The 24,725-nt window shown below is 65.2% G+C and carries 17 protein-coding genes; all 17 read right to left on the bottom strand.

The annotated features are described in order from the left end of the window. Positions 1 to 73 precede the first annotated feature (73 nt). The 17 genes from ACFPPB_RS00085 to ACFPPB_RS00005 all read right to left on the bottom strand — a co-directional run bounded on the left by ACFPPB_RS00085 (position 74) and on the right by ACFPPB_RS00005 (position 24,373). On the bottom strand, positions 74 to 1,279 hold the full coding sequence (locus ACFPPB_RS00085; RefSeq protein WP_377323163.1) for an ABC transporter permease: 1,206 nt from the start codon (positions 1,277 to 1,279) through the stop codon (positions 74 to 76). 11 nt (positions 1,280 to 1,290) lie between these two features. Further along, positions 1,291 to 2,589: an ABC transporter permease gene (locus ACFPPB_RS00080; RefSeq protein ID WP_377323161.1), complete on the bottom strand. Its 1,299-nt coding sequence runs from the start codon at positions 2,587 to 2,589 to the stop codon at positions 1,291 to 1,293. 155 nt (positions 2,590 to 2,744) lie between these two features. Further along, positions 2,745 to 3,989 (bottom strand): ABC transporter permease, encoded by a 1,245-nt coding sequence (locus tag ACFPPB_RS00075; RefSeq protein ID WP_377323159.1) that lies wholly within the window; start codon positions 3,987 to 3,989, stop codon positions 2,745 to 2,747. A 10-nt stretch (positions 3,990 to 3,999) separates the two neighbouring features. After that, positions 4,000 to 5,337, bottom strand: coding sequence for an ABC transporter permease (locus tag ACFPPB_RS00070; RefSeq protein ID WP_377323157.1), 1,338 nt, complete (start codon positions 5,335 to 5,337; stop codon positions 4,000 to 4,002). Between the two features lie 155 nt (positions 5,338 to 5,492). Then, entirely contained in the window at positions 5,493 to 6,707 is a 1,215-nt protein-coding gene (locus ACFPPB_RS00065) for an ABC transporter permease (protein ID WP_377323155.1), read from the bottom strand. Between the two features lie 14 nt (positions 6,708 to 6,721). Continuing rightward, positions 6,722 to 8,038: an ABC transporter permease gene (locus tag ACFPPB_RS00060; RefSeq protein WP_377323153.1), complete on the bottom strand. Its 1,317-nt coding sequence runs from the start codon at positions 8,036 to 8,038 to the stop codon at positions 6,722 to 6,724. A 146-nt stretch (positions 8,039 to 8,184) separates the two neighbouring features. Then, a complete protein-coding gene (locus ACFPPB_RS00055; RefSeq protein ID WP_377323151.1) occupies positions 8,185 to 9,417 on the bottom strand; it encodes an ABC transporter permease in 1,233 nt (410 codons plus the stop codon). 7 nt (positions 9,418 to 9,424) lie between these two features. Next, entirely contained in the window at positions 9,425 to 10,732 is a 1,308-nt protein-coding gene (locus ACFPPB_RS00050) for an ABC transporter permease (protein ID WP_377323149.1), read from the bottom strand. A 33-nt stretch (positions 10,733 to 10,765) separates the two neighbouring features. Then, the gene (locus ACFPPB_RS00045; protein ID WP_377323147.1) at positions 10,766 to 12,007 is read right to left on the bottom strand and encodes an ABC transporter permease; all 1,242 of its coding nucleotides are present in this window, start codon (positions 12,005 to 12,007) and stop codon (positions 10,766 to 10,768) included. Positions 12,008 to 12,017: 10 nt separating this feature from the next. Next, a complete protein-coding gene (locus tag ACFPPB_RS00040; protein WP_377323145.1) occupies positions 12,018 to 13,328 on the bottom strand; it encodes an ABC transporter permease in 1,311 nt (436 codons plus the stop codon). Positions 13,329 to 13,360: 32 nt separating this feature from the next. Beyond that, a complete protein-coding gene (locus tag ACFPPB_RS00035) occupies positions 13,361 to 14,617 on the bottom strand; it encodes an ABC transporter permease (protein WP_377323143.1) in 1,257 nt (418 codons plus the stop codon). A gap of 11 nt (positions 14,618 to 14,628) precedes the next feature. After that, positions 14,629 to 15,945: an ABC transporter permease gene (locus ACFPPB_RS00030; protein WP_377323141.1), complete on the bottom strand. Its 1,317-nt coding sequence runs from the start codon at positions 15,943 to 15,945 to the stop codon at positions 14,629 to 14,631. A 62-nt stretch (positions 15,946 to 16,007) separates the two neighbouring features. Continuing rightward, positions 16,008 to 17,351, bottom strand: coding sequence for a TolC family outer membrane protein (locus ACFPPB_RS00025; RefSeq protein ID WP_377323139.1), 1,344 nt, complete (start codon positions 17,349 to 17,351; stop codon positions 16,008 to 16,010). 46 nt (positions 17,352 to 17,397) lie between these two features. Beyond that, complete coding sequence (locus ACFPPB_RS00020; RefSeq protein ID WP_377323137.1) at positions 17,398 to 18,120, bottom strand: ABC transporter ATP-binding protein; 723 nt, start codon at positions 18,118 to 18,120, stop codon at positions 17,398 to 17,400. Positions 18,121 to 18,222: 102 nt separating this feature from the next. Continuing rightward, a complete protein-coding gene (locus ACFPPB_RS00015; protein WP_377323135.1) occupies positions 18,223 to 19,494 on the bottom strand; it encodes an efflux RND transporter periplasmic adaptor subunit in 1,272 nt (423 codons plus the stop codon). Between the two features lie 253 nt (positions 19,495 to 19,747). After that, positions 19,748 to 22,288, bottom strand: a complete 2,541-nt coding sequence (locus ACFPPB_RS00010) for a TonB-dependent receptor (protein WP_377323133.1) — start codon at positions 22,286 to 22,288, stop codon at positions 19,748 to 19,750. Between the two features lie 45 nt (positions 22,289 to 22,333). After that, positions 22,334 to 24,373 carry a tetratricopeptide repeat-containing sulfotransferase family protein gene (locus tag ACFPPB_RS00005; protein WP_377323815.1) on the bottom strand — a complete coding sequence of 680 codons (2,040 nt, stop codon included), beginning with the start codon at positions 24,371 to 24,373 and terminating at the stop codon, positions 22,334 to 22,336. Positions 24,374 to 24,725: the final 352 nt, after the last annotated feature.

Here is a 24,725-nt window from a genome sequence, read left to right as displayed (position 1 = left end):
CATGTTCAAGGGCTAATGAACGTTCATTGTGGCTTGTATGAAACGCGATATCCCGTGCCGGATAGCATGGTTCTCACACCGACCGCGTCGCCACCACCGGCGGCACGGCCGCGGCGCGCAGCGCCGGACCGAGTACGGCGAGCTGGCCGAGCAGCCATAGCGCGATCGCGCTGCAAGGCAGGTAATACCAGGGCATGCGGCTCATCTCGTAATGCGTCATCAAGTACAAGTTGATGCCGAACGCCAACGCCATGCCCGCGAGCACACCGGCCGTGCTGAGCAGGAAATTCTCGGTGCGGAAGTAGCTGAGGATATGACCCCGCGTGGCACCCACGGCACGGCGTATGCCGATCTGGCGGCGCCGCTGCTGAACCCAGAAACTGGTCAGGCCGACGATGCCGAAAACAGTCACCGCCAGCATCACCACGCACACCAGCACCAGCATCCACACCATGCTGCTGGTATCGGCGAAATAGTCTTCGCGCATCGCCGTGTAGGTTTTCCCTCCCACCACGCCACTCGGCTCCAGCTTGCCCAGCACTTGCACCGCTTCGCGCACGATCCGATCGCGATCCCGCGGCGCGCTGCGCAATACGTAGTCGTTCAGCGCAACCTGTGGGCGCAGCGGAAAGAAAACGCTGGAGTAGCGACCGTCACCGCCACTGAACGCGGGTTCCTGTGCCAGCACGTCGGCTACCACACCGACTACGGTCCAGCTGGCGTTGTCGCTGTAAAGCAGCTTGCCCAGCGCGCTCTGTCCTGGCCATAACCGCTGCGCATCGCTCAGGGTGATCAGCATCGCGTGACCGGTGGACTGGAAGCCCTTCAGATCGCTGTTCGCGTATTCGTCGGTGTTGAAATAGCGCCCCTGCAACAGATGCAGTCCCAGTGCCTGTTCGCCACCGCTCCCGAGGAAATACTCCGCTGTGTTAACGTTGCTTTTCCCTTCCGACGTGGTCGTAAAGCCCATCAGCGCCGCATTCGTGTCCAGCGGCATACCGGTGGTCACCGCCACCGCCGTAACGCCCGCGACGCCGCGCAGTGCTGCAAGATTGCGCGGAATGTCGCTGCCGGCGCGTGCCGGATCGGCGCCGTTCAGGCTGATCACCGAAATGCCCTGCTCGTCGATGGCATTGCGCATGTGGATGTCGGCCACACGCTGGCCGATCATGAACACCGCATTGCACAGGACCGCACAGGCCAGCGCGATCTCCAGCACGATCAGCAGGGCGGGAATGCGGTGCCTGCGCAGGCTGGCGAGTATCGGTCGGATTTCCATGGTCGTTCCTCTCAGGCCGCTTTCAGTTGGGGAGCGGGCGCCAGCACGCTGGCGCGCCAGGCAGGCAACAAGCCAGCTATGAGACTGGCCACCAGCGCCACGACGAAGGTGAACAGGAACATCCCGATATCAAGATGCGCGAGGCTGGCGTACTCGGCCGGCTGGTGGCGGATGCCCCACAGACCCATTTCGGCGAAGAACAGGCCGAGCATCCCGCCCGCGAGGCCGACGATCCCGGCCTCGATCATGAACTGCGCGAAGATCGCCCCGCGCGAGGCGCCCAGTGCGCGGCGCACTCCGATCTCGCGCGATCTGCGCAGGCACTTGGCCAGCAGCAGGCCCACGGTATTGACCACACAGATCAGCAGGAAACCGAACGCCAGCCCGACCTGCAAACGCACGTCGTCGGGCACCACCCGTTGGTCGCCCAGCCATTGCATCAGGCCGGACAAGGCCACTCTGGATCGCTGAAATCGTCCCAGCACTACCTGCTGCTCCGCGTAATGAGTCAGGAACGTCCGGTAGGCCGAGGCATCGGCAACACCAGACAGTTGCACCCATACGCCCAGCCATGTGCTTGGCGCGATTTCCAGATTCACTCCGCCGGACGGCCCAAAGGAAAGGCTGATCTGCGGCGTCATGCCATCGGCGCGTGCTGTCTGCAACGGCATGAACACCGCATCGCCACTACCGTAATCGTGACCGCCCAGGCGCAGTCCGTAGAAGCGCGGCTGCGGCGCCCAATGCCTGAGCACACCGATGATGCGAAAGTCATGCTCGTTGATGCGGATGCTGCGTCCCACGCTGTTGGTACCGGCGAACAATTTGTCGTTGAGGAAATCGGCGATCACCACCACCGACGCGCGGCTGTCATCGTCCGCCGCACCCCAGCCTGCGCCATACCGGAAAGGCGCATCGAACATCGCGAAAAAATCCGAGGTTGTCATCACGCCGTCGCTGAAGAACGGCTTCTGGCCGTGCTCAGGTGTCACCTTGGTTTGCGTCATGGCCATCGCCGTCTGCCGCTCGGCCTTGCGCGCACGCACCAAGTTCATCGCGTCGACGTAGGTCATCAGCCACGGCATTTTCCCGCTGCGCGAGAAAGGCTGGTCCCTCGGATAGGGATCAAGCTGCGGATAGAACAGCTGCGCGCTCCTCTGCGGCAACGGATCGCCCGACAGCAGCCGGAACACGGTCAGCGTCGTGATGCTGGCGCCGATGCCCAGCGCCAGCGACAGCACCATCAGCGCGGTCAGCACCTTGTTGCGCTTCAGGCTGCGCAGTGCCAGATCAAGGTAGTAGCCGAACATCCCGTCACTCCATTCACGCCAAATTACGATGCCGCCCGTAGGAGCCCGCTGGCGGGCGATGCTCTTGTTCTGATCTTTCCTGGCCCGCCATCAAGGCAAGAGCATCGCCCGCCAGCGGGCTCCTACACGATTTCATTATTTTCGAGTCATGTTCATCACGCCGACCTCGTCGCTACCACCGGCGGCACCGCGGCCGCACGCAGCGCCGGACCAAGTACCGCCAGCTGGCCCAGGACCCACAAAACCAGTGCGCCGATCGGCAGGTAGTACAGCGGCAACCGCGGCAATTCGTAGTGCGTCATCAACACGAGGTTCAGCGCGAACGCCAGCACCATGCCAAGCACGATGCCGCCGCTGACGATCAGGAAGTTCTCGATCTGGAAATAGTGCAGGATGTCGCTGCGCGTGGCGCCAAGCGCACGGCGCACACCGATCTGCTTGCGCCGCTGGCCGACCCAGAAACTGGTCAGCCCGGCAATGCCGGCGGCAGTCACCACCACCAGGATGAGGCAGACGACGCCCATCACCAGCGCCATACCGCGATCGGCGCGGTAGATCTTGTCGCGTATCTGGGACAGCGACTGGACGCCCCAGGTATCCGGCATCACGCGCAACGGATCGACCGCGAGCAAAGCCTTGCGCGCTTCGCGCATCGCCGCCGCCTCGCGGCCCGGCCGCGCGCGCACCGCGTAGCTGGCCGAAGCGCCGTCCACGCGCACCGGCTCCAGCACCGAGTTGTAGTCCCAGGCACTGCCCCACTTCGCGGTGGTCGGCGTCTGCAGGCGCTCGACGATGCCGACGATGGTCGCCGGCTTGCCGTCCTGGTACACCGTCTTGCCCAGCGCGCCGCCATCGGGAAACAGCCGGTCGGCCACCGGTTTGCTGACGATGACGACCGGCGAAGCGGCATCGCTGGCGAGCGTGTGATGGAGGATTTCGTCGGCCTTGAAATCGCGGCCGGCAATCAGGCGCAGGCCCAGCGTGGAGCGCAGACGCTCATCGCCGTAGTAGTAAGCGGCGCTCGCCGCCACGCCTGTCTGCTGCGGGTTCAACGTGAGCGTTCCGCTGTAGATCATGCCTTGCAGCGGCATGCTGGTGGAGGCGGCCACGTCCAGCACGTCGGGCAAGTTGCGCAGCGTGGCCAGATCCGTGCGCTGCAGCGCGTCGAGCTTTTCCACGGTCGCGGCATCGCCGCCGGCCGGCGCGCCGAACCAGGTCTGCGATATGCGGATCAGGCCATCCTCGACGGCACCGGTGGGGCGGCCCACTCGCTCGATGCGCTGGCCGATCACGAAGATGGCGTTGCACACGATCGCCAGGGTCAGCGCGATCTGCAGCACGATCAACGACACGCCGGCCTTGTGCTGTCGCAGGGCTGCCAGGATGGGATGCGGTTTCATCGATGCATCCTCAGTTCGTCTTCAATTGCCATGCGGGCTGCACACGCGCTGCACGAAAGGCGGGATAAGCGCCGGCCAGCACGCTGGCGACGATCGCCGCCGCCACGGTGAGCAGAAGCAACGCCGGATCGATGCGCGCCAGATCGGCCAGCCGCGGCGGCAGCACCCGGTCGACGGCCAGTACGCCGACGGCGGTCAGCAGCAGGCCCATCGCGCCACCGCCGGCACCAATGACCGCGGCCTCGGTGAGGAACTGTGCGTGGATGGCGCGGCGCGACGCACCCAGCGCCCGGCGCACGCCGATCTCGCCGCTGCGGCGCAGGAACTTGGCCAGCATCAGACCCACCGTATTCACCAGGCACACCAGCAGCAGGCCCAGCGCCACCAGCAGCGACATGTGAGTGTCGTCGGGCACCACATGCTCGTAATCCAGAAACGCGCGCATGTCGCGCAGGCGATTGTTCGGCGGCCAGTCGAAGCGGCCGATCTTCTGCTGGGCGCGCGCGTAGTTGTCCAGGTACTGGCGATAGCTCTGCACCGCCGGTGCATCGTTCAGCTCGACCATGTAGGCGAGCCATACACAGTTCGACAGCTGCAGGCCGGCGTAGCCCGCACCCGGCTGCACGCCCTTGGGGCAATTGACCGCGCCGGCGTTCTCCATGCCGCTGGCGATGGCGCGCTGCAACGGCACGAACACCTGCGGACCTTCGCCGCCGAAACCGCCGGTATCGACGACGTCGAAGAACATCGGCTGCGGGTTCCACGGCTTCATCACACCGATCACGCGGTAGTCCTTGCCATCCAGATCGATATTCCGGCCGGTGCTGTCTCCCCCGCCAAATACCTGCCGGTTGAGCGCATCGCTGATCACGATGGCGGGCGCGCCGTCGCTGTCGTCACTGGCCTGCCAACCGCCGCCGTACTGAAACGGCACATCCAGCATCGGAAAGAATTCACTGTAGACGCCGAACCCGAACACCGGAATCGGGCTGCGCCCCACCCCCGCCGGCAACACCGTCGGCGCGACCGCGTAGATTGCCGACTGCAGGGCGGCACGATGATCGCGCATCAGCGCCATCGCGTCGGCGTAGTCCAGCGCATCCGGCGGCTCGCGGACGTCGCTACGCGCACCCGGACCGGACGCCTGCAACGGGCCCCACATGTCGATCTGCGGCACGAACAACTTCGACGACTTCCACGGAATCGGATCGCCGGATACGCCACGGAACACCGACCAGGTAATCATCGACGCAGCCACGCCGAAACCGATCGTCAGCATCATCAGCGCGGTAAGGCCGGGGCTGCGCTTCAGACTGCGCATGGCGAGCTCAAGGTAGTAGCCGAACATCCCGTCACTCCATTCACGCCGAATTTCGATGCCGCCCGTAGGAGCCCGCTGGCGGGCGATGCTCTTGTTCTGATCTTTCCTGGCCCGCCATCAAGGCAAGAGCATCGCCCGCCAGCGGGCTCCTACACGATTTCATTATTTTCGAGTCATGTTCATCACGCCGACCTCGTCGCTACCACCGGCGGCACCGCGGCCGCACGCAGCGCCGGACCAAGTACCGCCAGCTGGCCCAGGACCCACAAAACCAGTGCGCCGATCGGCAGGTAGTACAGCGGCAACCGCGGCAATTCGTAGTGCGTCATCAACACGAGGTTCAGCGCGAACGCCAGCACCATGCCAAGCACGATGCCGCCGCTGACGATCAGGAAGTTCTCGATCTGGAAATAGTGCAGGATGTCGCTGCGCGTGGCGCCAAGCGCACGGCGCACGCCGATCTGCCGGCGACGCTGCGCGACCCAGAAACTGGCCAGGCCCACGATGCCCAGTGCCGTGACCAGCAGCAGCGAGGCGATCACGCCGACAAGGATGCCAGCCATGACCCGATCCTGTCGAAAATACTTCTCGCGCAGATTGCCGATGGTCTGGCTCGCCTTGCTGTCGACTACCGCATCGGGCGCGATGGTGGCCATCGCGGCCCGCGCGTCGCGCAGCACCTGCGGCAACTGGGCGGGATCGGCGCGCAACAGGTATACGGCCGCAAGCCGGGCGCCCGGCTGCGCCGGCACAAACACCGACCATTCGATCGTGCTTGGGCCGCCCTCGCCACCATAGGGACGTGCCAGGTGCGCCAGCACGCCGGCTACCCGAAAGTGGAATTTGCCAGTCCAGAATTCCTTGCCTAGCGGCTCGGCTCCAGGCCACAGATGCTCGGCCAGCGCGCGGGTTACCCATACGGCGGAGTCATCAGGCACGAAAAAGTCGACGGGTTGGTAATCGCCAGGCTGCGGCAAGCGGCCAGCGACCAACTGCACGCCCAGCGCCTCGAAACTGCCCGGACCACCGACAAAGAAATCCACCACGCCGGCGAAACGCTTGCCCTCGGGATCGGTGGTGATGCCGGCGGTACCGGCGTGGTCGCCGAACGGCACCTGGTTGATCGCGCTGACCGACTGCACGCCGGGAAGCTTGGCGAGGCCGCTGAGTACGCGCGCGTTGAGGTCGACGCCCCTCGCCGGGTCATAACCGGTCAATTTCAGGGCAGCCAGCGCGTTCTCGTCGACACCGCTGACGACCCGGGTCTGCTGCACGCGGTTGACGATCAGGAAACAGGCATTGCACAGCACCGCGCAGGCCAGCGCGATCTCCAGCGCGATCAGGATGCTGGCCAGACGATGGCGACGCAGGGCGGCGAGAATGGGCTTCATCTGCATGATGGCGGATCCCGTTACAACGTCTTCAATTGCAGTGCCGGTGCGATGCGGCTGGCACGCAGGGCGGGCAACGCACCGGCGATCAGGCTGACCAGGATGGCCAGTGCGAACGTGGCCAGGAACATCGGCGTGTCCAGATGCACCAGATCGGCATATTCGACCGGCTGGCTGCGTACCAGCCACAGGCCGAACGAAGTCAGCAGCAGACCTCCCATGCCGCCAAGCAGGCCTATCGCGCCGGCTTCGACCAGACATTGCGCAAACACCGCCGCACGGCTCGCACCCAGCGCGCGGCGCACGCCGATCTCGCCCGCACGGCGCAGGAACTTCGCCAGCAGCAGGCCCACCGTGTTGAACAGGCAGATCAGCAGAAAGGCGAACGCCAGCCAGGTCTGCAGGCGTACATCGCTGGGCACCACCTGGTTGAAGTCGAGCCATCCCATCAGGCTGCGCAACTGCGTATTGTCGGCATGCACGAAGCGGCCCAGGGCTTTCTGCTGGGCAGCATAGTCGGCCACAAAGCGCCGGTAGCTGCCGACCTTCACCGCACTATCCAGTTGCACCCACAACGCCACCCACACGCAGGGCGCGTTCTGCATGTGCACCGGATCGGGCATGCTCCAGCAGGTGAACGGCTGGAAGCCACCGGCATTGATTTCCAGCCCGCTCTGGAACGGCAGGAATACATCCTCCGGCTTGCTGTAGAAGCCTGCCGTATCGCCGTTGGAGAACCTCCCGCCCGCCACGTCGTAGAACTGCGGCGACGGCCGCCATGGCGCCAGCACACCGATGATGCGCACATCGGTGTCCTTCAGCCGCAGCGTGCGCCCCACGCTGTTGGCGCCGTTGAACAGCTTGCCGTTGAGATCCGACGAGATCACCGCGACCCGTGCATGTTTCTCGTCATCCTGCGGCGTCCAGCCGCCGCCGTAACGGAACGGCACGTCGAACATCGGGAAGAAATCGCTGGTGGTCGACAGCATCTGGGCCATCAGCGGCGGCAGGTTCACCTGCGGCGCGGTCAGCCGCAGCTGGCTGCCAGCCATCATCGCCTGGCGGTCCGCACGATGCGCGCTCCACAGATCCAGCGCGGAACGGTAATCCATCACGTCGTAGGGCTGTTTCTGCCCCGGACTGGGATCCGGATCGACTTGCGGATAGAACAGCGTGCCGCTGCGCGTGGGCAACGGATCGCCGGACAGCAGATGCATCACCGTCAGCGTAGTCATGCTGGCGCCGATACCCACGGCGATCGCCAGCACCATCAGTGCGGTGAGCATCTTGTTGCGCTTCAGGCTGCGCAACGCGAGATCAAGGTAGTAACCGAACATTCCGTCGCTCCATTCACAGCCAAATTCCGATGCCACCCGTAGGAGCCCGCTGGCGGGCGAAGCTCTTGTTTTGATTTTTCCTAGTCGACCATCGGAGCAAGAGCATCGCCCGCCAGCGGGCTCCTACCAGTTTCCATTTCTGTTCATCACACCGATCTCGTCGCCACCACCGGCGGCACCGCCGCCGCGCGCAGCGCAGGACCGAGCACGGCTGCCTGTCCGATCAGCCACAGCACGATGGCGCCAACCGGAAAATAGACGACCGGAAGTCTGGGCAGCTCGTAATGCGTCATCAGGAACAGGTTGATGCCATAGGCGAAGCCCATGCCGAGCGCGATGCCGATGGTGGCGAGCAGGAAATTCTCGGTCTGGAAGTAATGCAGGATGTTGGCGCGGGTGGCGCCCAGCGCGCGGCGCACGCCGATGGTGCGGCGGCGCTGCGCGACCCAGAAGCTGGCCAGCCCGACGATGCCCAGCGCGGTGACGATCAGCAGCGCCGCGATCACGCCGACCAACATGCCGGCCATCGCGCGGTCGTCCTGGAAAAACTTCCGGCGCACTTCGTCGAAGCTGCGCTGGGTAGTCACCACACGCTGCGGGTCTGCCTTCTTCAGCGCCGCCAGCGCAGCGGCCAGCACGTTCGCGCGATCTTCCGGGCGGGTGCGGATCAGGTAGCTCTGGTCCTTGCTCGCTCCCATGCGCAGCGGCACTACCATGGTGAACTGTGCCTTGGCCGCGTCGTAGGCATTCGGCCGCGCCAGGCTATCCAGCACACCGACCACGCGCAGGCCCACGACGGGCGTGAGGTAGATGATGCGGCCCAGCGGATTCTGTCCCGGCCACAGCCGCTCGGCCAGGGTCTGGGTGATCAGCGTCACGTGCGGCAGGCTCTTGCTGTCGCCCGTACCGAGCGCCTTCATCGCCGTCTCCACGTCGACGAAGTCATCGGACTGCAGATCGCGCCCGGACACCAGCCGCGTGCCCAGTGTCTGCGGCAGGTTTTCGCCGAAGTAGGTGGTGGCGTTGAGCGTGCGATCGGGCTGCGCCGGGTCGAGCCGGAGATTGGCGTTCGACGATGAGTTGCCGAACGGCACCTGATTGGAGGAAGCCACCGACAGCACACCCGGCACCTGCCTGAGCACCGCCACATCCTCCGCCAGACGGGCATACGGATTGGACGGTGTCGTCACGTCGGCCACCTGGATCTGCAGCAGCTCGTGTTCGGCGACGCCGCTGGGCATGTCCATGCGCTGAAGGCGCTGGCCGATCAGGAACACCGCATTGCAGACGATGGCGCAGGTCAGCGCGATCTCCAGGATCAGCAGCCAGGAGGTGAGCTTGTGCCGGCGCAGCGTGGAAAGGATGGGAAGAATGTCCATGGTCGCCTCAGTTGCTTTTCAGCTGCAGGGCCGGCGTGATCTGGCAGGCCCGCCAGGCGGGCAGCAAACCTGCCAGCACGGCGGCGCACAGCGCGAGCACGAACGTGGTGAACAGCATGCTGATGTCCAGGTGCGCGAGTGCGGCATAGGCGGACGGCCGCTGCCGCACCAGCCATAGCCCGAACAGCGCCAGCAGCAGTCCTCCGGCGCCGCCGGCCAGGCCGATCACCCCGGACTCGACCAGCAGCTGCGCGAACAACGCGCCCCGCGACGCGCCCAGCGCGCGGCGCACGCCCAGCTCGCCCGCGCGGCGCATGAACTTGGCCAGCATCAGCCCCACCGTGTTGACCAGGCATACCAGCAGGAAGCCGAACGCCATCCCGGTCTGCAGGCGTACGTCGTCGGGCACCACTTGCTGGTAGTCCAGCCACTGCATCACGTTGCGCAGGCGCACGTTGGGCGCGCGCTGGAAGCGGCCCAGCGCCTTCTGGTCCTGCGAGTAGTGCACCAGAAACTCCTTGTACGCAGCCGCTTTGGCCGGGCTGTCCAGCTGGACCCAGAGCTGCAGCCACACGCAGTCATCCGAGGGCAGGATGTTGCCGACGCCACCGCCGCCATTGCCCCAGCAGTCGGTCGATCCGTTGCGATCCAGCCGCAGCTCCAGCATGGTCTGCAACGGCAGGAACACCTGCTCGCCATAGGCGTAGGAGCCGGTGTTGAGATCGTAGAAATGCGGATTCGGCTGCCAGCTTTCCAGCACGCCCACGACACGGAAGGAGGTGCCGGCCATGCGCAGCGTGCGGCCCACGCTGTTGGCCCCGGCAAACAGCTTGTCGTTGAGCGACTTCGCGAGCACCACCTCGCGCGCCTTGGCCTCGCCTTCCGCATCGGTCCAGCTGTGGCCGTACAGGAATGGCGCGTCGAACATCGCAAAAAAATCCGCCGTGGTGTAACGCGCCTCCACATAGAACGGGTCGAGCGAGGACTGTTCGGGCTGGACCGGCACCGAGCCGCCGCTCATCAAGGCCTGGTGGTCCGCGCGCCCGGCACGCAGCAGGTTCAGGCCGTCGATCAGGGTGACCTGATCCGGCGGCTCCTTGTTCGGCTGCATGCCCTTGATGTCCTGCGGATCGACCTGCGGGTAGTAAAGCGTCGCGCTTTTGCCCGGCACGGGATCACCGGACAACACATGCAGCACGGTCAGCATGGTCATGCTGGCGCCGATGCCCAGTGCGATCGCCAGGACCATCAGTGCGGTGAGCGCCTTGTTGCGCCGGAGGCTGCGCAGGGCCAGATCCATGTAGTAGCCGAACATCGGTGTTCCCCCGGGTTTCGCAAAATGAATGGATCAAACCGAACGCGTGGCTTCCACCGGCGATACGCGCGAGGCGCGCAGCGCCGGCGCCAGCACCGCGCACTGGCCAAGCAGCAGCAGCGCGATCACGCCGACGCCCACGTAGACCATCGACATGCGGCTCATCTCGAAATGGGTCACCGTCCACAGATTGAAGGCGATCGCCAGCACGGTGCCCAGCACCGCGCCCATCGCGCTGATGAGGAAGTTTTCGGTGAGGAAGTAGGCAAGGATGTCGCGTTGCCTCGCACCCAGCGCACGGCGCACGCCGATCTGCCGGCGACGCTGGCCGACCCAGAAGCTGGTAAGACCCACGATGCCCGCAGCGGTGATCGCCAGCAGCACGGCGCAGATGATGCCCATCAGGATGGCCATGCCGCGGTCGCTGTCGTACACCTTGTGACGGATGGTGGCGTAGTCCTGGATGCCGTCTTTCGAGTCGATGATGCGCATGCGGCTTTGCGCGAACAGAGCCTTGGGCGCTTCACGCATCGCATCGGCAAGCTGGCCGGGCTTGGCGCGCACGATGTAATAGATCGCGCGCGAATCATCCTGCCGTATCGGCCAGATCAGCGCCTGCCCGGCATAGCCGTTGCTCCATTGATCCACGCCCTGCCGGTGCAGTGGATCGACGATGCCGACGATGGTGCTTGGCGTGGCACTCATGGCGTAGAAGCTCTTGCCCAGCGCGTTGCCGTCGGGGAACAAACGGTCGGCCAGCGCCTTGCTCACGATCGCGGCCGGTGGGGTGATCGTCTGCTGAGTGCCCATCGCCACCACCTCGTCGGGGCGAAAATTGCGCCCTGCGACCAGCTTCAAGCCCAGCGTGTCGATGAAATGTTCGTCGCCGGTATACACCGCCGCATCAGTGGTCGGCTCGGTCTGGTCGGGCGTCATGGTGACGAAGTTGTCCCAGCCGCCGCCCCTCAGTGGATAACCGCTGGCGGGCGTGGCATCGAGTACGGCAGGCAGTTGCCGCAGTGCGAGCAGGTCGGCCCGTACCTGCGCGTCGACCTGCGACGTCGATTGACCAGCGTCGGCCCACATGTTGGCGATGACGAACACATTGGCCTCGTCCACGCCGCTGGTTTGGGACAGGTTGGCCATTCGCTGCTGGATGATGAACAGCGCGTTGCACACGATGGCCAGCGTCAACGCGATTTGCAGCGCGATCAGCAAGGTGCCTGCCTTGTGTCGGCGCAGCGCGGTGAGGATGGGCCTGATCTGGATATTCATGGCGATCTCCTCAATTCGACTTCAACTGCCAGGCGGGCTGCACATGCGCCGCGCGCCAGGCCGGGTAGAACGCCGACAGCACGGTGGCGGCGATGGCAACGACAAGGGTCAGGCCCACCAGCGAGAAATCGAGCTGTGCCAGCTTGGCGATCTCCGGCCGGAACAGAATGCCCACGCCGGACACGCCCACCGCAGTGAGCAGCAGACCCAGCGTGCCGCCCGCAAGGCCCACCGTGCCGGCCTCGACCAGGTATTGCATGTAAATCTCGCCCCGCGTTGCGCCCAAAGCGCGGCGCACGCCGATCTCGCCGGCGCGGCGCATGAATTTCGCCAACAGCAGGCCGATGGTGTTGACCAGGCAGATCAGGAAGAAGCCCAGCGCCACCACCAGCGATATGCGGCTTTCTGGCGGCACTACGTGCTCCTGATCGAGCCACTGCATCACGTCACGCAGGCGCACGTTGGGCGCCCAGTTGAAGCGGCCAGCGTGTTGCTGGTTGGCGGCGTAGTGGGTGAGGAAGCTGCGGTAGCCGGCGACTTCGGCGGGACTGTCCAGTTCCACCCACGGCGTGATCCATACGCAGTTGCTTTGCAGATAGCCCTGCCAGGTAGTGTAGGTGAGCGAACCGCGGCAACTGTTGCGACCGCCGGTGCGCATATGCAAATCCAGCGCACGATTGAACACCATGTAAATATCCGGCTCGTCGGCGAAGCCGCTGGTACTGAACAGGTCGTAGAAGCGCGGGCGCGGATTCCAGTGACTGGTGATGCCCACCACGCGGAAGTCGTGCCCGCCAAGATTGATCGTGCGCCCTACGCTGTTCGCGCCACCGAATATCTTCTGGTTGAGCTGGCTGCTGATGACTACATCGCTGGCTCGCGCGTCATCGTCCTGCGCACTCCAGCCGCTGCCGTGGCGGAACGGCACCTCGAACATGGCGAAGAAGTCGCCGGTGACGGCGTAACCGTTGGCGTTCAAAGGCATGTCGTGGCTGCCATCCGGCATCACCGAAAGCAGCACCGGATACAGCACGGTCTGGCGCTTCGCCGCATGCGCCCTAGTCAGCGCCATCGCATCGGTGTAATCCAGCGCCTCTGCGGGTTCACCCTTGAGGTTCTGCTGCGGCCCCCAACTGTCGATCTGCGGCGTGAACAGCTGCGCCGACTTGTCCGGGATCGGATTGCCCGACACTGCGCGGAACACCGAGTACGTGATCATCGACGCGGCCACGCCGAAACCGATCGCCATCACCATCAACGTCGTCAGCGCCGGATTGCGGCGCAGGCTGCGAAGACCAAGAGTCAGGTAATGGACGAACATCGATCGATCACTCCCGTGCAATGTGTGGAAAATCAGACCGCCCGCGTCGCCGACACCGGCGACACGTTGGAGGCACGACGGGCCGGAACGAATACTGCAGCCTGTCCCAGCACGAGCATCGCCAGTACGCCGGTCAGCACGTACAGCACCGGTATGCGCGTCATTTCGTAATGCACCATCAGCCACATGTTCAGACCCACCGCCAGCAGCACACCGATCAGCGCGCCGACACCGGCGATCAGCAGGTTTTCGATCTGGAAGTAGTGCAGGATGTCGGCCTTGCGCGCGCCCAGGGCGCGGCGCACGCCGATCTGCCGGTGCCGCTGGCCGACCCAGAAACTGGTGAGGCCGACGATGCCGGCCGCGGTGACGGCGATCAGGATCACGCAGATCACGCCCATCAGTACCGCCATGCCCACGTCCGCACGGTAAGCCTTGGCGCGGACATCGGCGAACGACTTGACGCTGTCGTCGTCGAGCACGCGCAGCGGATTCACCTTGTACAGCGTCGGCGTCACCGCACGCATCGCCGCCTCCAGCCGTCCCGGCTTGGCGCGCACGGCATAGCGCGCGAAGTTCGCGTCCAGCCGGGTCGGCACCAGCGTCGAATTCCACGCGAAGTCGTTGCCCCAGCTGGTGGTGCTGGGCGTCTGCATGCGCGCCACCACGCCGATGATGGTGGTCGGCACGCTGCTGCCGTCGCAATACATCACCTTGCCGACCGCGTTGCCCTGCGGATACAGCTTGTCCGCCAACTCCTGGGTGACGATGGCGACCGGGCGATCGCGCTGGTCGCGGAAACCCTGGTGCTGCACGTCGCCGGCGTTGAAGGCGCGGCCGGCGGCCAGCTTCAGGCCCAGCGTGGCCAACGCCTGCTGGTCGGTGAAGTAATACGCGGTGCGCGTGATGCCCTTGGTGCTGAACTTGGCATCCGGCTTGAGCGAGACTGCACCGGTCCAGGAGGAGTTGAGCAGCGGCACCGAGTTGATCGGCGCCACCGACGCCACATCCGGCAGGTTGCGCAGCGCGGCGAGATCCTCGCGCTGCATGACGTCTAGCTTCTCCACGCCGTCGGCGCTGTCTGCACTGGGTGCGCCCACCCATTGCTGATTGACCACGAACAGGTCGTTCTCGTCCAGCCCGGTGGGCCGGTTCACCCGCTCGATGCGATGGCCGATGATGAAGATCGCGTTGCAGACGATGGCCAGGGTCAGCGCGATCTGCAGCGCGATCAATACTGTGCCGGCCTTGTGCTTGCGCAATGCTGCGAGGATGGGATGCAAGGTCATGTTCGTGTTCCTCAATTGGACTTCAACTGCCACGCGGGTTGCACGCGCGAGGCACGGAAGGTGGGATACAGCCCCGCCAGCATCGTGGCGACCACCGCCACCAGCAGGGTGAGCGCGAGCAGCGACACATCCAGCCGCGCCAGCGCGGCGATATCCTTCGGCAGCACCCAGCCCACGCTGGCGACGCCCGCCCCCGTAAGCAGCAGGCCCAGCACGCCGCCGGCCATGCCGACCATGCCCGCCTCGGTGAGGAACTGCGCATAGATCGCCGCCCGCGGCGCACCCAGCGCACGCCGCACGCCGATCTCGCTGCTGCGGCGCAGGAACTTCGCCAGCAGCAGGCCCACCGTGTTCACCAGGCACACCAGCAGCAGACCCAGCGCGACCAGCAGCGAGACCTTGGTGTCGCTGGGCACCACATGCTGGTTGTCCAGCCACGTCGGCAGGTTGCGCAGGCGGTTGTTCGACGCCCAGCCGAAGCGGCCGGCCTGCTGCTGATCGCGCGCATAGCCGTCGAGGTACCCGCGAAACGCCGTCACCGCCGCCGCATCGTCCAGCTCGGCCATGTAGGCGATCCACACGCAGGCGGAATGCTGCAGGCCGACGAAGCCCGACTCCTTGGGCACCGCATTGCAATTGGTGTTGCCGTCGTTGGACATGCCCACCTGGATGGCCGTCTGGAACGGCAGGAACACGTCGTCGCCCGTGGTGGAGAACCCGCCGCTGTTGACCACGTCGTAGTAGCGAGGCTGTGGGTTCCAGTCGTCCAGCACGCCGACCACGCGGTAATCCTTGCCCTCGATGTTGACGGTCTTGCCCACGCTGTTGGCGCCGCCGAACAACTTTTGATCGAGCTTGCTGCTGATCACCGCCACCATCGCGCGGTTGGCGTCATCGCTCGAGCTCCAGCCGCTGCCGTACTTGAACGGCACGTCCAGCATCGGAAAGAACTCGCCATACACCGCATGCCCGCTGACGTTGAGCGGATGCTTTCCGGCATCCGCGGGCACGATCGACGGCGAGATCTGGTACAGCGCCGACTGCAGCTTCGCGCGATGCTCGCGCATCAGCGCCGTCGCGTCGGTGTAGTCCATCGCGTTCGGCGGCTCGCCGTCGGGACTGCGGCCGTTCGGCCCCCAGTTGTCGATCTGCGGCACGAACAGCTGCGAGGACTTCCACGGGATCGGATCACCCGACACCGCGCGGAACACGGACCACGACGTCATCGACGCGGCGACGCCGAAGCCTATCGCCAGCACCATCAACGCGGTGAGGCCGGGGCTGCGCTTCAGGCTGCGCAGGGCTAGTTCAAGGTAGTAGGCAAACATGGATCAAGCCTCCGCGTGGGTACCGGTGTTCCGTGCGCAGCGCGCGACAGGGCGGTGGGGATTCATAGGAGCAACCGGTTGATGTCTTCCAGGTCGTGGACGTCCACGGTGCCTGCGACCTGCTTGAGCAGGAGTTTGTTGAGGATGAACTGGTGGCGCACGACGGTGTATTCGGTCTGCACGTTGGCCAGCTGCTCGATCGCGAACACCACGTTCGTCAGGCTCTGCGTGCCGATCTCGTAGCCGGCGCGCATCGATGCCAGCGATTTGCGCGCCGCCTCCACCGAGGTGCGCGCAGCGTCGACCTGATCGATGCCGTCCACCACCAGGTTGTAGTAGTTGTTGGCATCGCGTGCCGCCTGGCGGCGCTGGCTCTCCAGCAAACCTGCATCCTCGTCGCGCCGGGCGATCGCCTGGCGCACCTGCGACTGGGTGAGGCCGCCGCTGAAGATCGGCACGCTCAGCGTCAGGCCGATGGTGGTCACGCCGGGACCGTAGGCCGCAGCGCCCGGCACCGCGCTGGACCAGCTGCCGAACTTTCCGTATTGCACGCTGGCGCTCAGCGTGGGCAGGTGCCCGGCACGCGCCGCCGAAACCCGGTGCTCGTCGGCCGTCACCGTGTAGCGCGCAGCGAGAATGACCGGGTTGCTCTGCATGGCCGCATCCACCCAGGCCTGCGCCCTGGCCGGTGTGGGCGCCTGCATCGGCAGGTCTTCGCGCAGCTTCTTCAGCGTACCGGTGGGCTTGCCGGTGATCTGCTCCAGTGCGCGCTGCGCGTCCTTCAGGGCGTCCTGCGCCGTGATCCGCCGGGACTTGATGTACAGGTAGTAGGCCTGCGACTGGCTCACGTCCGACGCCATCGCCAGGCCATTCTTGAACCGCGTGCTGGCCTGGTTGAACTCCTGCTTGTACGCGTCTTCGTACGAACGGAAGACGTCCAGATCGTCCTGTGCGACCAGCACGTTGAAGTAGGCGGCTGCAACGCGCACGTACAGGTTCTGCAACGCTGCCCGATAAGTCTGCTCGCCGGAGTCCCGGCCGGCATTTGCGGCACGGAGGTTGGCGATGGCGGCCAGGTTGACGATGGGTTGGTTGAGCGTAGTGCTGAGATCGCGCTCGCGCGTATGGCCGGCCGAGCCGGTGGACACGATGTTGCCGTTGGGACCGGTGACGGAACCGGTACCGCCATGGATCTGTTCGAAGCCCAGCCCCACCGACAACTGCGGCAGCAGGGCCGAGCGTGCCTGAGGCACGTTCTCGGCCACGACCAGGTGTGCGGCGTCGGCGGTGCTGAGCACCGCGTCATTGGCGATGGCCTGCCGGTAGGCATCCATCAAGTCCTCGGCATGGCCCGGCAACGGCGCCAGGGCCATGCAAAGCAACAGGGGCAGCAACTTCACACGCATGAAAGGTTCTCGCAGTCGATGAAGGACCTGGTGCACATGGACGGCATCAGACCGAATGCACTTCGCTGCGCAGCTGCGCACCGGCGTGGAAGCGCGGATCCTCCGACAGGTCCACCACCTGGCCATCGATGATGTGCACGTTGCGCTGCGCCCGAGCGGCCAGCTCCGGATCGTGCGTGACCATCACGATGGTGGCGCCTTCGCGATGGATGTCCTCGAGCAGTTCGAGCACGCCGCGCGCCATCTGCGTGTCCAGGTTGCCGGTCGGCTCATCCGCCAGCAGCAGGCGCGGCGAGCCGGCCAATGCACGGGCGATCGCCACGCGCTGCTGCTGACCGCCGGACAGTTCAGCCGGATAGTGCTTGGCGCGCGAGGCCAGTCCGACCCGCTCGAGCGATTCCATGATGCGCTGCTTGCGCTCGGCCGACTTCATGCCGCGGTAGCGCAGCGGCACTTCGATGTTGTCGAACACGTTGAGGTCGGGGATCAGGTTGAACGCCTGGAAGATGAAGCCGATCTTCTCGTTGCGGATCTTCGAGCGGGCGTTGTCGTTGAGGTTGCTCACCTCGATGCCGTCGAGGTGGTACTCGCCGCCGCTGAAGGTTTCCAGCAGGCCGGCGATGGTCAGGAAGGTGGTCTTGCCGGAACCGGACGGGCCGGTGACGGCGACGAACTCGCCCTCTTTCACGTCGATGTTGAAATCGCGCAGCGCATAGGTCTCCACCACTTCGGTGCGGTAGACCTTGGACAGGTGGGTCATCTTCAGCATGGTTGTTCCTCGGTGGTTGGAGCAGTGAATGGAGAGTGGGGAGTCGGGAATCGATCGGGAGCGGGCTTTGATTCCCGATGCTCCATTCCCGATTCCCCGCACTCAGTTGCTGATCGCGACGCGAGCCGCGTTCTTGAAGCTGTCGGTGCCGGAGATCACGATGCGGTCGCCTTCCTTCAGGCCATCGAGGATCTCCACCTTGTCGATGCTCGAAGCACCGACGCGGATCGGGGTTTTCGTGGCGATGCCATCGCGCACCACATAAGCGTAGCTGCCGCCGGATTCGTCGACGAACGAGCCGCGCTGCACGGTCAGCACGTTGTCGCGCTTGTCCAGCAACACGCGCACCGACAGGCGCTGGTTCTGCCGCAATTGCTTCGGCGTCTCGCCGGCGAAGCGCAGCCGCGCGGAGACTTCGCCATTCACCACTTCGGGCGAGATCGCGCTGACCAGGCCCTTCCAGGTATTGCCGTTGCCGCTGATTTCGCCGGACATGCCGATGCCCAGATCCCGGGCGAAGCTTTCCGGCACCTGCATTTCCACCTGCAGTGCGGACAGGTCGATCACGCTGAGCAGCTGGGCGTCCTTGGCCACCGTGGCGCGCTCGGCGATGAACAGCTGGCCGACCTGGCCGTCGACCGGGGACTTCACGTTGAGGTCGTCCACCTGCCGCTGCAGGTCCTGCACCACCAGCAGCTGGTTGTCGTGGGCCAGCTTCTTGGCCTGGATGTTGAATTTCAGGCTGTCGTTGTTCATGCCCATATCGGACTTGGCGTGGGCCAGCGTGATGCGCGCCTTTTCCAGCAGGTCCTTGGACTGGTCGACTTCCACGCCGGTGGCGGCGCCGGCGGCGAACGCCTTCTGCGTACGGTCCAGCGTGGTTTCGGCGCTCTTCTCGTCGATCTGCGCGTTGTCGAGAGCTTTCTGCAGGTCGCTGCGCTTGGTGCGCGCATCCACCTGCGCCTGCAGATAGTCGACCTGCATGGCATCGGCCTTTGACTGCTCCTGCGCCAGCTTGTTGCGCAGCTCCGGGCTGTCGATCACGGCAAGCACCTGCTGCTTCTTCACCGTGTCGCCCGCATGCACCTGCAGCGTCACCGCGCCGCCATAGGTGGCATACAAGGTCGGGCTGACCGCGGCGACCACCTTGCCCTCGGCGGCAATGTCGCGCACGAACGGGCCGCGTTCGACGGTGGCGAACGCCAGCCGTGAACTGCTGACCGAGGCAGAGGCGGAGAACAGCCGGCCAATGCCCGGAGCCAGCCATGCCAGCAAAGCCAGCACGACTACGCCGCCGCCCAGCAGGATCAGCCGGCGCCTGGGGTTGGGTTTGACCTCGACCATGCGGTCTTGAGCGGAAGTGTCGCGAATCATCGGTGCCTTTCCTGACCGCGGACAGCGCGGTTGCACAGCGGTGGCTGCAATCCGCGTGCCACTCGGAAAATTCACGAAAATTTCCTGTTTTTCAACAGCCTGGTCGGCGCACTCGGCAGCGGAAGGGTGTCCGCGGACACCGCACGGACAGCCGGACGAACACGCTACGGGCAGCCGCCGCCGCTGTTCCGGAAACAAGAAGGGCCCCGGTTCGCACCGGGGCCCTTTTCGTTCCAGACGGACAAGCGCCCGCCTAGAAGTCCTGCTTGAAGCGGATGCCGAACGTGCGCGGCTGGCTGAAGCCGGTATAGACCTGCCCGTTCGGATACTGCGCCACGACATTGTGGGCGCCGCAAACCGTCACGCCGCACTCGGTGAACTTGTACATCGCTCCCCGCGTGTCGAACACGTTGTCGACATACGTGTCCACCGACCAGCTGCCGTGCTGGATACCCGCGGAGAGGTCGACGGAGTTGTACGCCGGCAGGTCGCCGAGCAGGCTGCGTTCGAGCAGCCGCAAGTCGGTCGTGCGCCTCCCCACGTGCACGAACGCCGCCTGTACGAAGGCATCGCTGCCGCCCACGGTGAAGGTATAGCGCGCGATCAGGTTGCCCTTGAAGCGGGGCGTGATCGGCAACTGGGTGCCCTTTGGGGCCAGCGGCCCGGCCACGACGGCGCCGGTGGACTGGTTGATCGTGCCGGCGGGGCAATAGGTGACCGCATTGCCGTTGGCGTCGGTGAATCCGCAATAGTTCGCGGTCAGCTTGGCGTCGTAGAACGCGATGCCCGTACTGAGATTCAGGTTGTAGGTGGCCTGCCAGTTCAGCTGCGACTCGAGTCCGTCGATGCGGGCCGAGTTGGCGTTCTTGATCTGGGTAAGACCGTTCGCGCCGAGGATGTTGAACTGGAAGTCGTTCCATTTCTCGCGGAACACCGCGCCGTTGAACGACAGCCGGTTGTCGAACCAGGAGGTCTTCCAGCCCAGCTCGAGATTGGTCAGGAAATCCGCCTGGTAAGGCGGCAGCTGGCCGGCGCGGTTGACGCCGCCCGGCCGGAAGCCCTCGGAGCGGGTCAGATAGACCATCTTGGTGGGTGTGATGTTCCAGGTCAGATTGAATTTGCTCAGCGAGCCGCTTTCCTTCACGTGTTTGTTGAAGTCCAGACACGGGGCGCCGGCGAACGGGTCGGGCGAGATGCAGCCGGCCTCGCCGTAACTCGAATTCGGCGAGAAACCCTTGCTGAACCCGTAGAAGCCGTACAGGTTGTTGCTGGTGCGAAAATAACGCTCGCCGACAGTGGCGGTCAGCGTGTCGGGAACGATGTCGTAGGACAGTTCGCCGAACACGGACTTGTCGCGGTCGTAGCGCATCTGCCGGGTCAGCCAGATCGTGTTGGGCCAGCCGGCGACCGACAGCGAGGTGGCCAGGTTGTTGATCTGGTAGTCCTGCATGATGTCGTGCTTCTGCTTCTGCCAGAACGCGCCGGCGACCAGGCGCAGGCGATCGTCGTTCGGCGAGGCGATGCGCAGCTCATGACTGCTGTTGGTGTAGCGGTCGCGATCGTTGATGAACTCGGACGGATTGATCAGGTTGCCGCTGTTGTCGTTGATGTAGGCGCCGTAGGAAAGCAAGGTGTCGTACCAGAACGAATAATCGTTGTAGTCGGTCGCCTCTTCCTGGTTGCGTTTGAGATGCGCATACGCATAGGTCAGGTCGAAATTGCCGATCTTGCCCTGCACCGTCAGCGCCCCCTGCCACCAGCGGTCGTCGACGCGCTCGGGGTAGAAATGGGTCACCGCCAGATCGCCCACGGCGGGATCGCTGGCGAAACTGCCGTGCGAGATCGTCTGCTGCCCCATCACGGTCGGGGTGATCGACCAGCTGTCGTTGAGATCGACTTTCAGCGCGGCGCGGGCACCGTTGGTGTTGGCGTCGTTGTAATGCTTCCTGGCGTGCCCGAAGCACTCCAGCATCGCGCCCGGCGTGCAGTTGTCGGCGTTGCTGACGGTGATGCCGGAAACCGGGAAGGTGCGCGAGCCGGCCTGGTTGTCGATGTAGCCCGCATCGTGTTCGTGCCAGCCGACGATGCGTACCGCCGCACTCTTGCTGACCGGGATATTGAGCATGCCTTCGGCGGTGGAGCCGATGCCGCCGTGCGCCACCTTGTCGACGCCGAGCGCGTAACTCGCCGCAAAGCCGCTGGGATCGGGCTTGTTGGTGATGATGCGCAAGGCGCCCGCTTCGGCGCTGGCGCCGTACAGCGTGCCCTGTGGACCGGCCAGCACTTCGATGCGGGCGATGTCGTACATGTGGATGTCGAGCGGGCCCTGGATCGTGGTGACCGGCTGGTCGTCCAGGTACACGCCGACGCTTGGCTGCGATCCGGAATGGTTGGTGTTGCCGCCGCTGGCCACGCCGCGCATGTAGATGGTGGCGAAGCCGGGACCGGTGGCGATGCCGCCGCCGCCCTGCTGGAAGGTGACGCTGGGCAGATACTTCACATAGTCGTTGAAGTTCTGCACATGCAGCGCCTCGAGCTGGTCCGTCTCCAGCACGTTGATGCTGATCGGCACCTTCTGCAGATTCTCGGTGCGTTTCTGCGCGGTCACGTTCACCACGCTCAGCGTCGTGGTCTTCGATTTCGTCGCCGGTGCCGCGGTCGACGCTCCGGCCTGCCCCGCATCCTGCGCCAAGGCCGGCGCGGCCATGGCCAGACAGATCGCCGCCGCGAGCGGCAACCTGGCCAGCCTGACCCGTTGCGCCCCCGTGATCTGCTTGAATCTATTCGTGTGCATAAGCCCTCCCCTCTAAAGTCCACGACAATCCATCGGATTCCGCCATCACTCCAATACCGGCACCTCCGGGTAGCTCTCCAGCACGGTCCCCAACGCCGATGCCAGAGGTCCAAGCCATGGTGCGTAATGGCGCCAGTGATCCACCCCCTCGCGGTAGATCGGCTGGCGCACCTGTTCCGAACTGGCCGTGCGTACCGGCCGCGGATTCCGGAAGAACCGCAGGCACGACTCCTCGAACGGCAGGCCGCAATACTCGAGCAGGCGGCGCACCTCGCCCTCGGTGTCGTCGACCATGCGCTCATACACGACACGGTGGATGCGCCCGGGCAGCACGCTATCGAAATGCGCCATCAGCGCCACGTAATCGCGGTAATAGCGTCCGACATCCTGCAAGTCGTAGCTGAAGCTCTGTCCCCGCGCGAAATGCTGCTTGAAGGCCGAGAAGCAGCAGGCCAGCGGGTGCCTGCGCGCATCGATGATCTTCGCATTCGGCAGCATCAGGTGGATCAGGCCGACGTGCATGAAGTTGTTCGGCATCTTGTCGATGAACAGCGGTGCCGTGGTCTTGCGCTGGATGCGGGTGTGCGCGAGGTAGCGCTCGCCCAGCGCGCGCAGGGCATCGGCATCGAGTGCCGCCAATGCGCCGTGGTAGGGCATGGCGCCGTCGGCGTCGCCCTGCATGCGCAGCAGGCGCGTGATCGAGGTGACCTCGGGCAGCTCCATCGTGCCTTCCACCTGGCTGTGGCTGGACAGGATCTGCTCGATCAGGGTGGAGCCGGCACGAGGCAGCCCGACCACGAAAACCGGATCGGGCGCCGGACTGCCGGCGCCTGCACGCGCGGCGAAGAAGTCGGATGTGTAGTGCGCGCGGATGTAGCGCACCCGCTCGCTGGTGTCGTCGGCGCTGTAGTGCAGTTGCGCGCGGCGGATCGCATTGCCCTGCGCGTAATGCCGGAAGGACGGCTCGTACTCGCCGGCGTCTTCCAGCGCCTTGCCGATGGCGAACTCCAGATGCAGGCGGTCATCCTCTGCAAGATCCGCCTCTGCAAGATCCGCCTCTGCAAGATCCGCACGCGCCAGCTGCCTGCGCATCGCGGCAAGCTCGTCAGCGCTGAAGCGGAAGGTCTTCAGGTTGGCCAGGCTCCACCAGACTTCGCCGAACGAGGGCTCGAGCTCCAGGCTGCTGCGATAGGCGGCGATGGCGCGGTCGACGTGCCCGGCGGTTTTCAGCGCATGGCCATAACTCACCCACACTTTCGCATTGCGCGGGTAGTGTTCCAGCAAGTCGGCATAGATGCGGATGGCGGGCTCGTAGTCGCCGATCCGGCACAGCACCACCGCCTTGAGATTGCGGCAGCCCTGATGCCCCGGATCGGCCGCCAGCAGTTGCTCGATCTGGACCAGCGCCTGTTCCGGCCGGTTACTGCGATGCAGGACCAGCGCGTAATTCTGGCGCGCTTCCTGGAAACTGGGAGCCAGCTCCAGGCAGCGCTCGAGCAGATGCAGCGCGTCCTCGTTGCGGCCCAGCCGGGCGGCGACCTCGGCGAACATGCGGATGGCCGCCACGTCGGTCGGCGCCTGCTTCAGGTGTTCGCGCAACAAGGCCTCGGCCGCGGGGATGCGGTTCTCGACCAGGGCGACGGCGGCCGTCAAAAGGCGCGGATCGCGCGTGGAGTAACGCACGTGGCTGGCGTACGCCGCGTCTGCCGCTTCCTGGTCGCCGGCCGCCATCAGATGGTCGCCGAGCGCGCGCCAGGCTTGCGGCAGATCGGGCTTCAGCGCCACCGCACGGCGCAACGCCTGGATCGCTTCCTGCCCGCGCCCCCGACGGCCCAGGGCCAGCCCCAGGTCGAAATGGATCATGGCCCAGTTCGGCTGGGCCTGCGCCAGGGGAATCAGGAGGTCGAGCGCAGCCCGCACATCCCCCTGCAGCGAGCGCGCGGCGGCCAGCAACTGCAGCGCGGCCGGATGACCCGGGGCCACCTGCAGAATCTCGTCGAGCTGTTCGACGGCCAGTGCCGGATCCCGCTCCAGCAGGCGTGCCGCATGGGTCAGAGCCTGTTCCAGCGTGCCGCTGGCCGACATTCCCGTCACGGCCGACCTCGCCGTGACAATGCGCCCTGCCCGTAGGGATCGAGGCTGGTGCGGCACAACCGGGACACAGCGCGTTGCATGGACGGCGGCAGCTCCTCGCGAGGTATCGTCGCAATCTACAACTGAATCCCACCGGGAGATAGTAGGAGTGGTCGAAAGTGTCGGGCGCCGGCGGCCCGCCCATGGCAAACCGGAACGATTGCCCCCGGTTCGAAAGAGTAAAAAGAGACTTCCTCCCCTTTCGGCCTCGAGGGCCATGATGGTGATGCTGGTCAACCGTCACTCGAAGAGGAAGTCTCCATGAGCACTATAACCATTGGCGTGGATTTGGCGAAGAGCGTGT

Origin of the sequence: Rhodanobacter terrae (assembly GCF_042657005.1) — a bacterium.
GTDB classification, from domain to species: Bacteria; Pseudomonadota; Gammaproteobacteria; order Xanthomonadales; family Rhodanobacteraceae; genus Rhodanobacter; species Rhodanobacter terrae.
Note: the sequence above shows the minus strand (reverse complement) of the source record. Positions and strands in the feature narration are given on the sequence as shown.

Excerpts from the sequence above, each read along its gene's own strand:
- ACFPPB_RS00025 (WP_377323139.1), bottom strand. The coding sequence starts at position 17,351 with ATGCGTGTGAAGTTGCTGCCCCTGTTGCTTTGCATGGCCCTGGCGCCG.
- ACFPPB_RS00065 (WP_377323155.1), bottom strand. The coding sequence starts at position 6,707 with ATGCAGATGAAGCCCATTCTCGCCGCCCTGCGTCGCCATCGTCTGGCC.
- ACFPPB_RS00010 (WP_377323133.1), bottom strand. The coding sequence starts at position 22,288 with ATGCACACGAATAGATTCAAGCAGATCACGGGGGCGCAACGGGTCAGG.
- ACFPPB_RS00020 (WP_377323137.1), bottom strand. The coding sequence starts at position 18,120 with ATGCTGAAGATGACCCACCTGTCCAAGGTCTACCGCACCGAAGTGGTG.
- ACFPPB_RS00070 (WP_377323157.1), bottom strand. The coding sequence starts at position 5,337 with ATGTTCGGCTACTACCTTGAGCTCGCCATGCGCAGTCTGAAGCGCAGC.
- ACFPPB_RS00085 (WP_377323163.1), bottom strand. The coding sequence starts at position 1,279 with ATGGAAATCCGACCGATACTCGCCAGCCTGCGCAGGCACCGCATTCCC.
- ACFPPB_RS00050 (WP_377323149.1), bottom strand. The coding sequence starts at position 10,732 with ATGTTCGGCTACTACATGGATCTGGCCCTGCGCAGCCTCCGGCGCAAC.
- ACFPPB_RS00015 (WP_377323135.1), bottom strand. The coding sequence starts at position 19,494 with ATGATTCGCGACACTTCCGCTCAAGACCGCATGGTCGAGGTCAAACCC.
- ACFPPB_RS00045 (WP_377323147.1), bottom strand. The coding sequence starts at position 12,007 with ATGAATATCCAGATCAGGCCCATCCTCACCGCGCTGCGCCGACACAAG.
- ACFPPB_RS00080 (WP_377323161.1), bottom strand. The coding sequence starts at position 2,589 with ATGTTCGGCTACTACCTTGATCTGGCACTGCGCAGCCTGAAGCGCAAC.
- ACFPPB_RS00035 (WP_377323143.1), bottom strand. The coding sequence starts at position 14,617 with ATGACCTTGCATCCCATCCTCGCAGCATTGCGCAAGCACAAGGCCGGC.
- ACFPPB_RS00060 (WP_377323153.1), bottom strand. The coding sequence starts at position 8,038 with ATGTTCGGTTACTACCTTGATCTCGCGTTGCGCAGCCTGAAGCGCAAC.
- ACFPPB_RS00005 (WP_377323815.1), bottom strand. The coding sequence starts at position 24,373 with ATGTCGGCCAGCGGCACGCTGGAACAGGCTCTGACCCATGCGGCACGC.
- ACFPPB_RS00075 (WP_377323159.1), bottom strand. The coding sequence starts at position 3,989 with ATGAAACCGCATCCCATCCTGGCAGCCCTGCGACAGCACAAGGCCGGC.
- ACFPPB_RS00055 (WP_377323151.1), bottom strand. The coding sequence starts at position 9,417 with ATGGACATTCTTCCCATCCTTTCCACGCTGCGCCGGCACAAGCTCACC.
- ACFPPB_RS00040 (WP_377323145.1), bottom strand. The coding sequence starts at position 13,328 with ATGTTCGTCCATTACCTGACTCTTGGTCTTCGCAGCCTGCGCCGCAAT.
- ACFPPB_RS00030 (WP_377323141.1), bottom strand. The coding sequence starts at position 15,945 with ATGTTTGCCTACTACCTTGAACTAGCCCTGCGCAGCCTGAAGCGCAGC.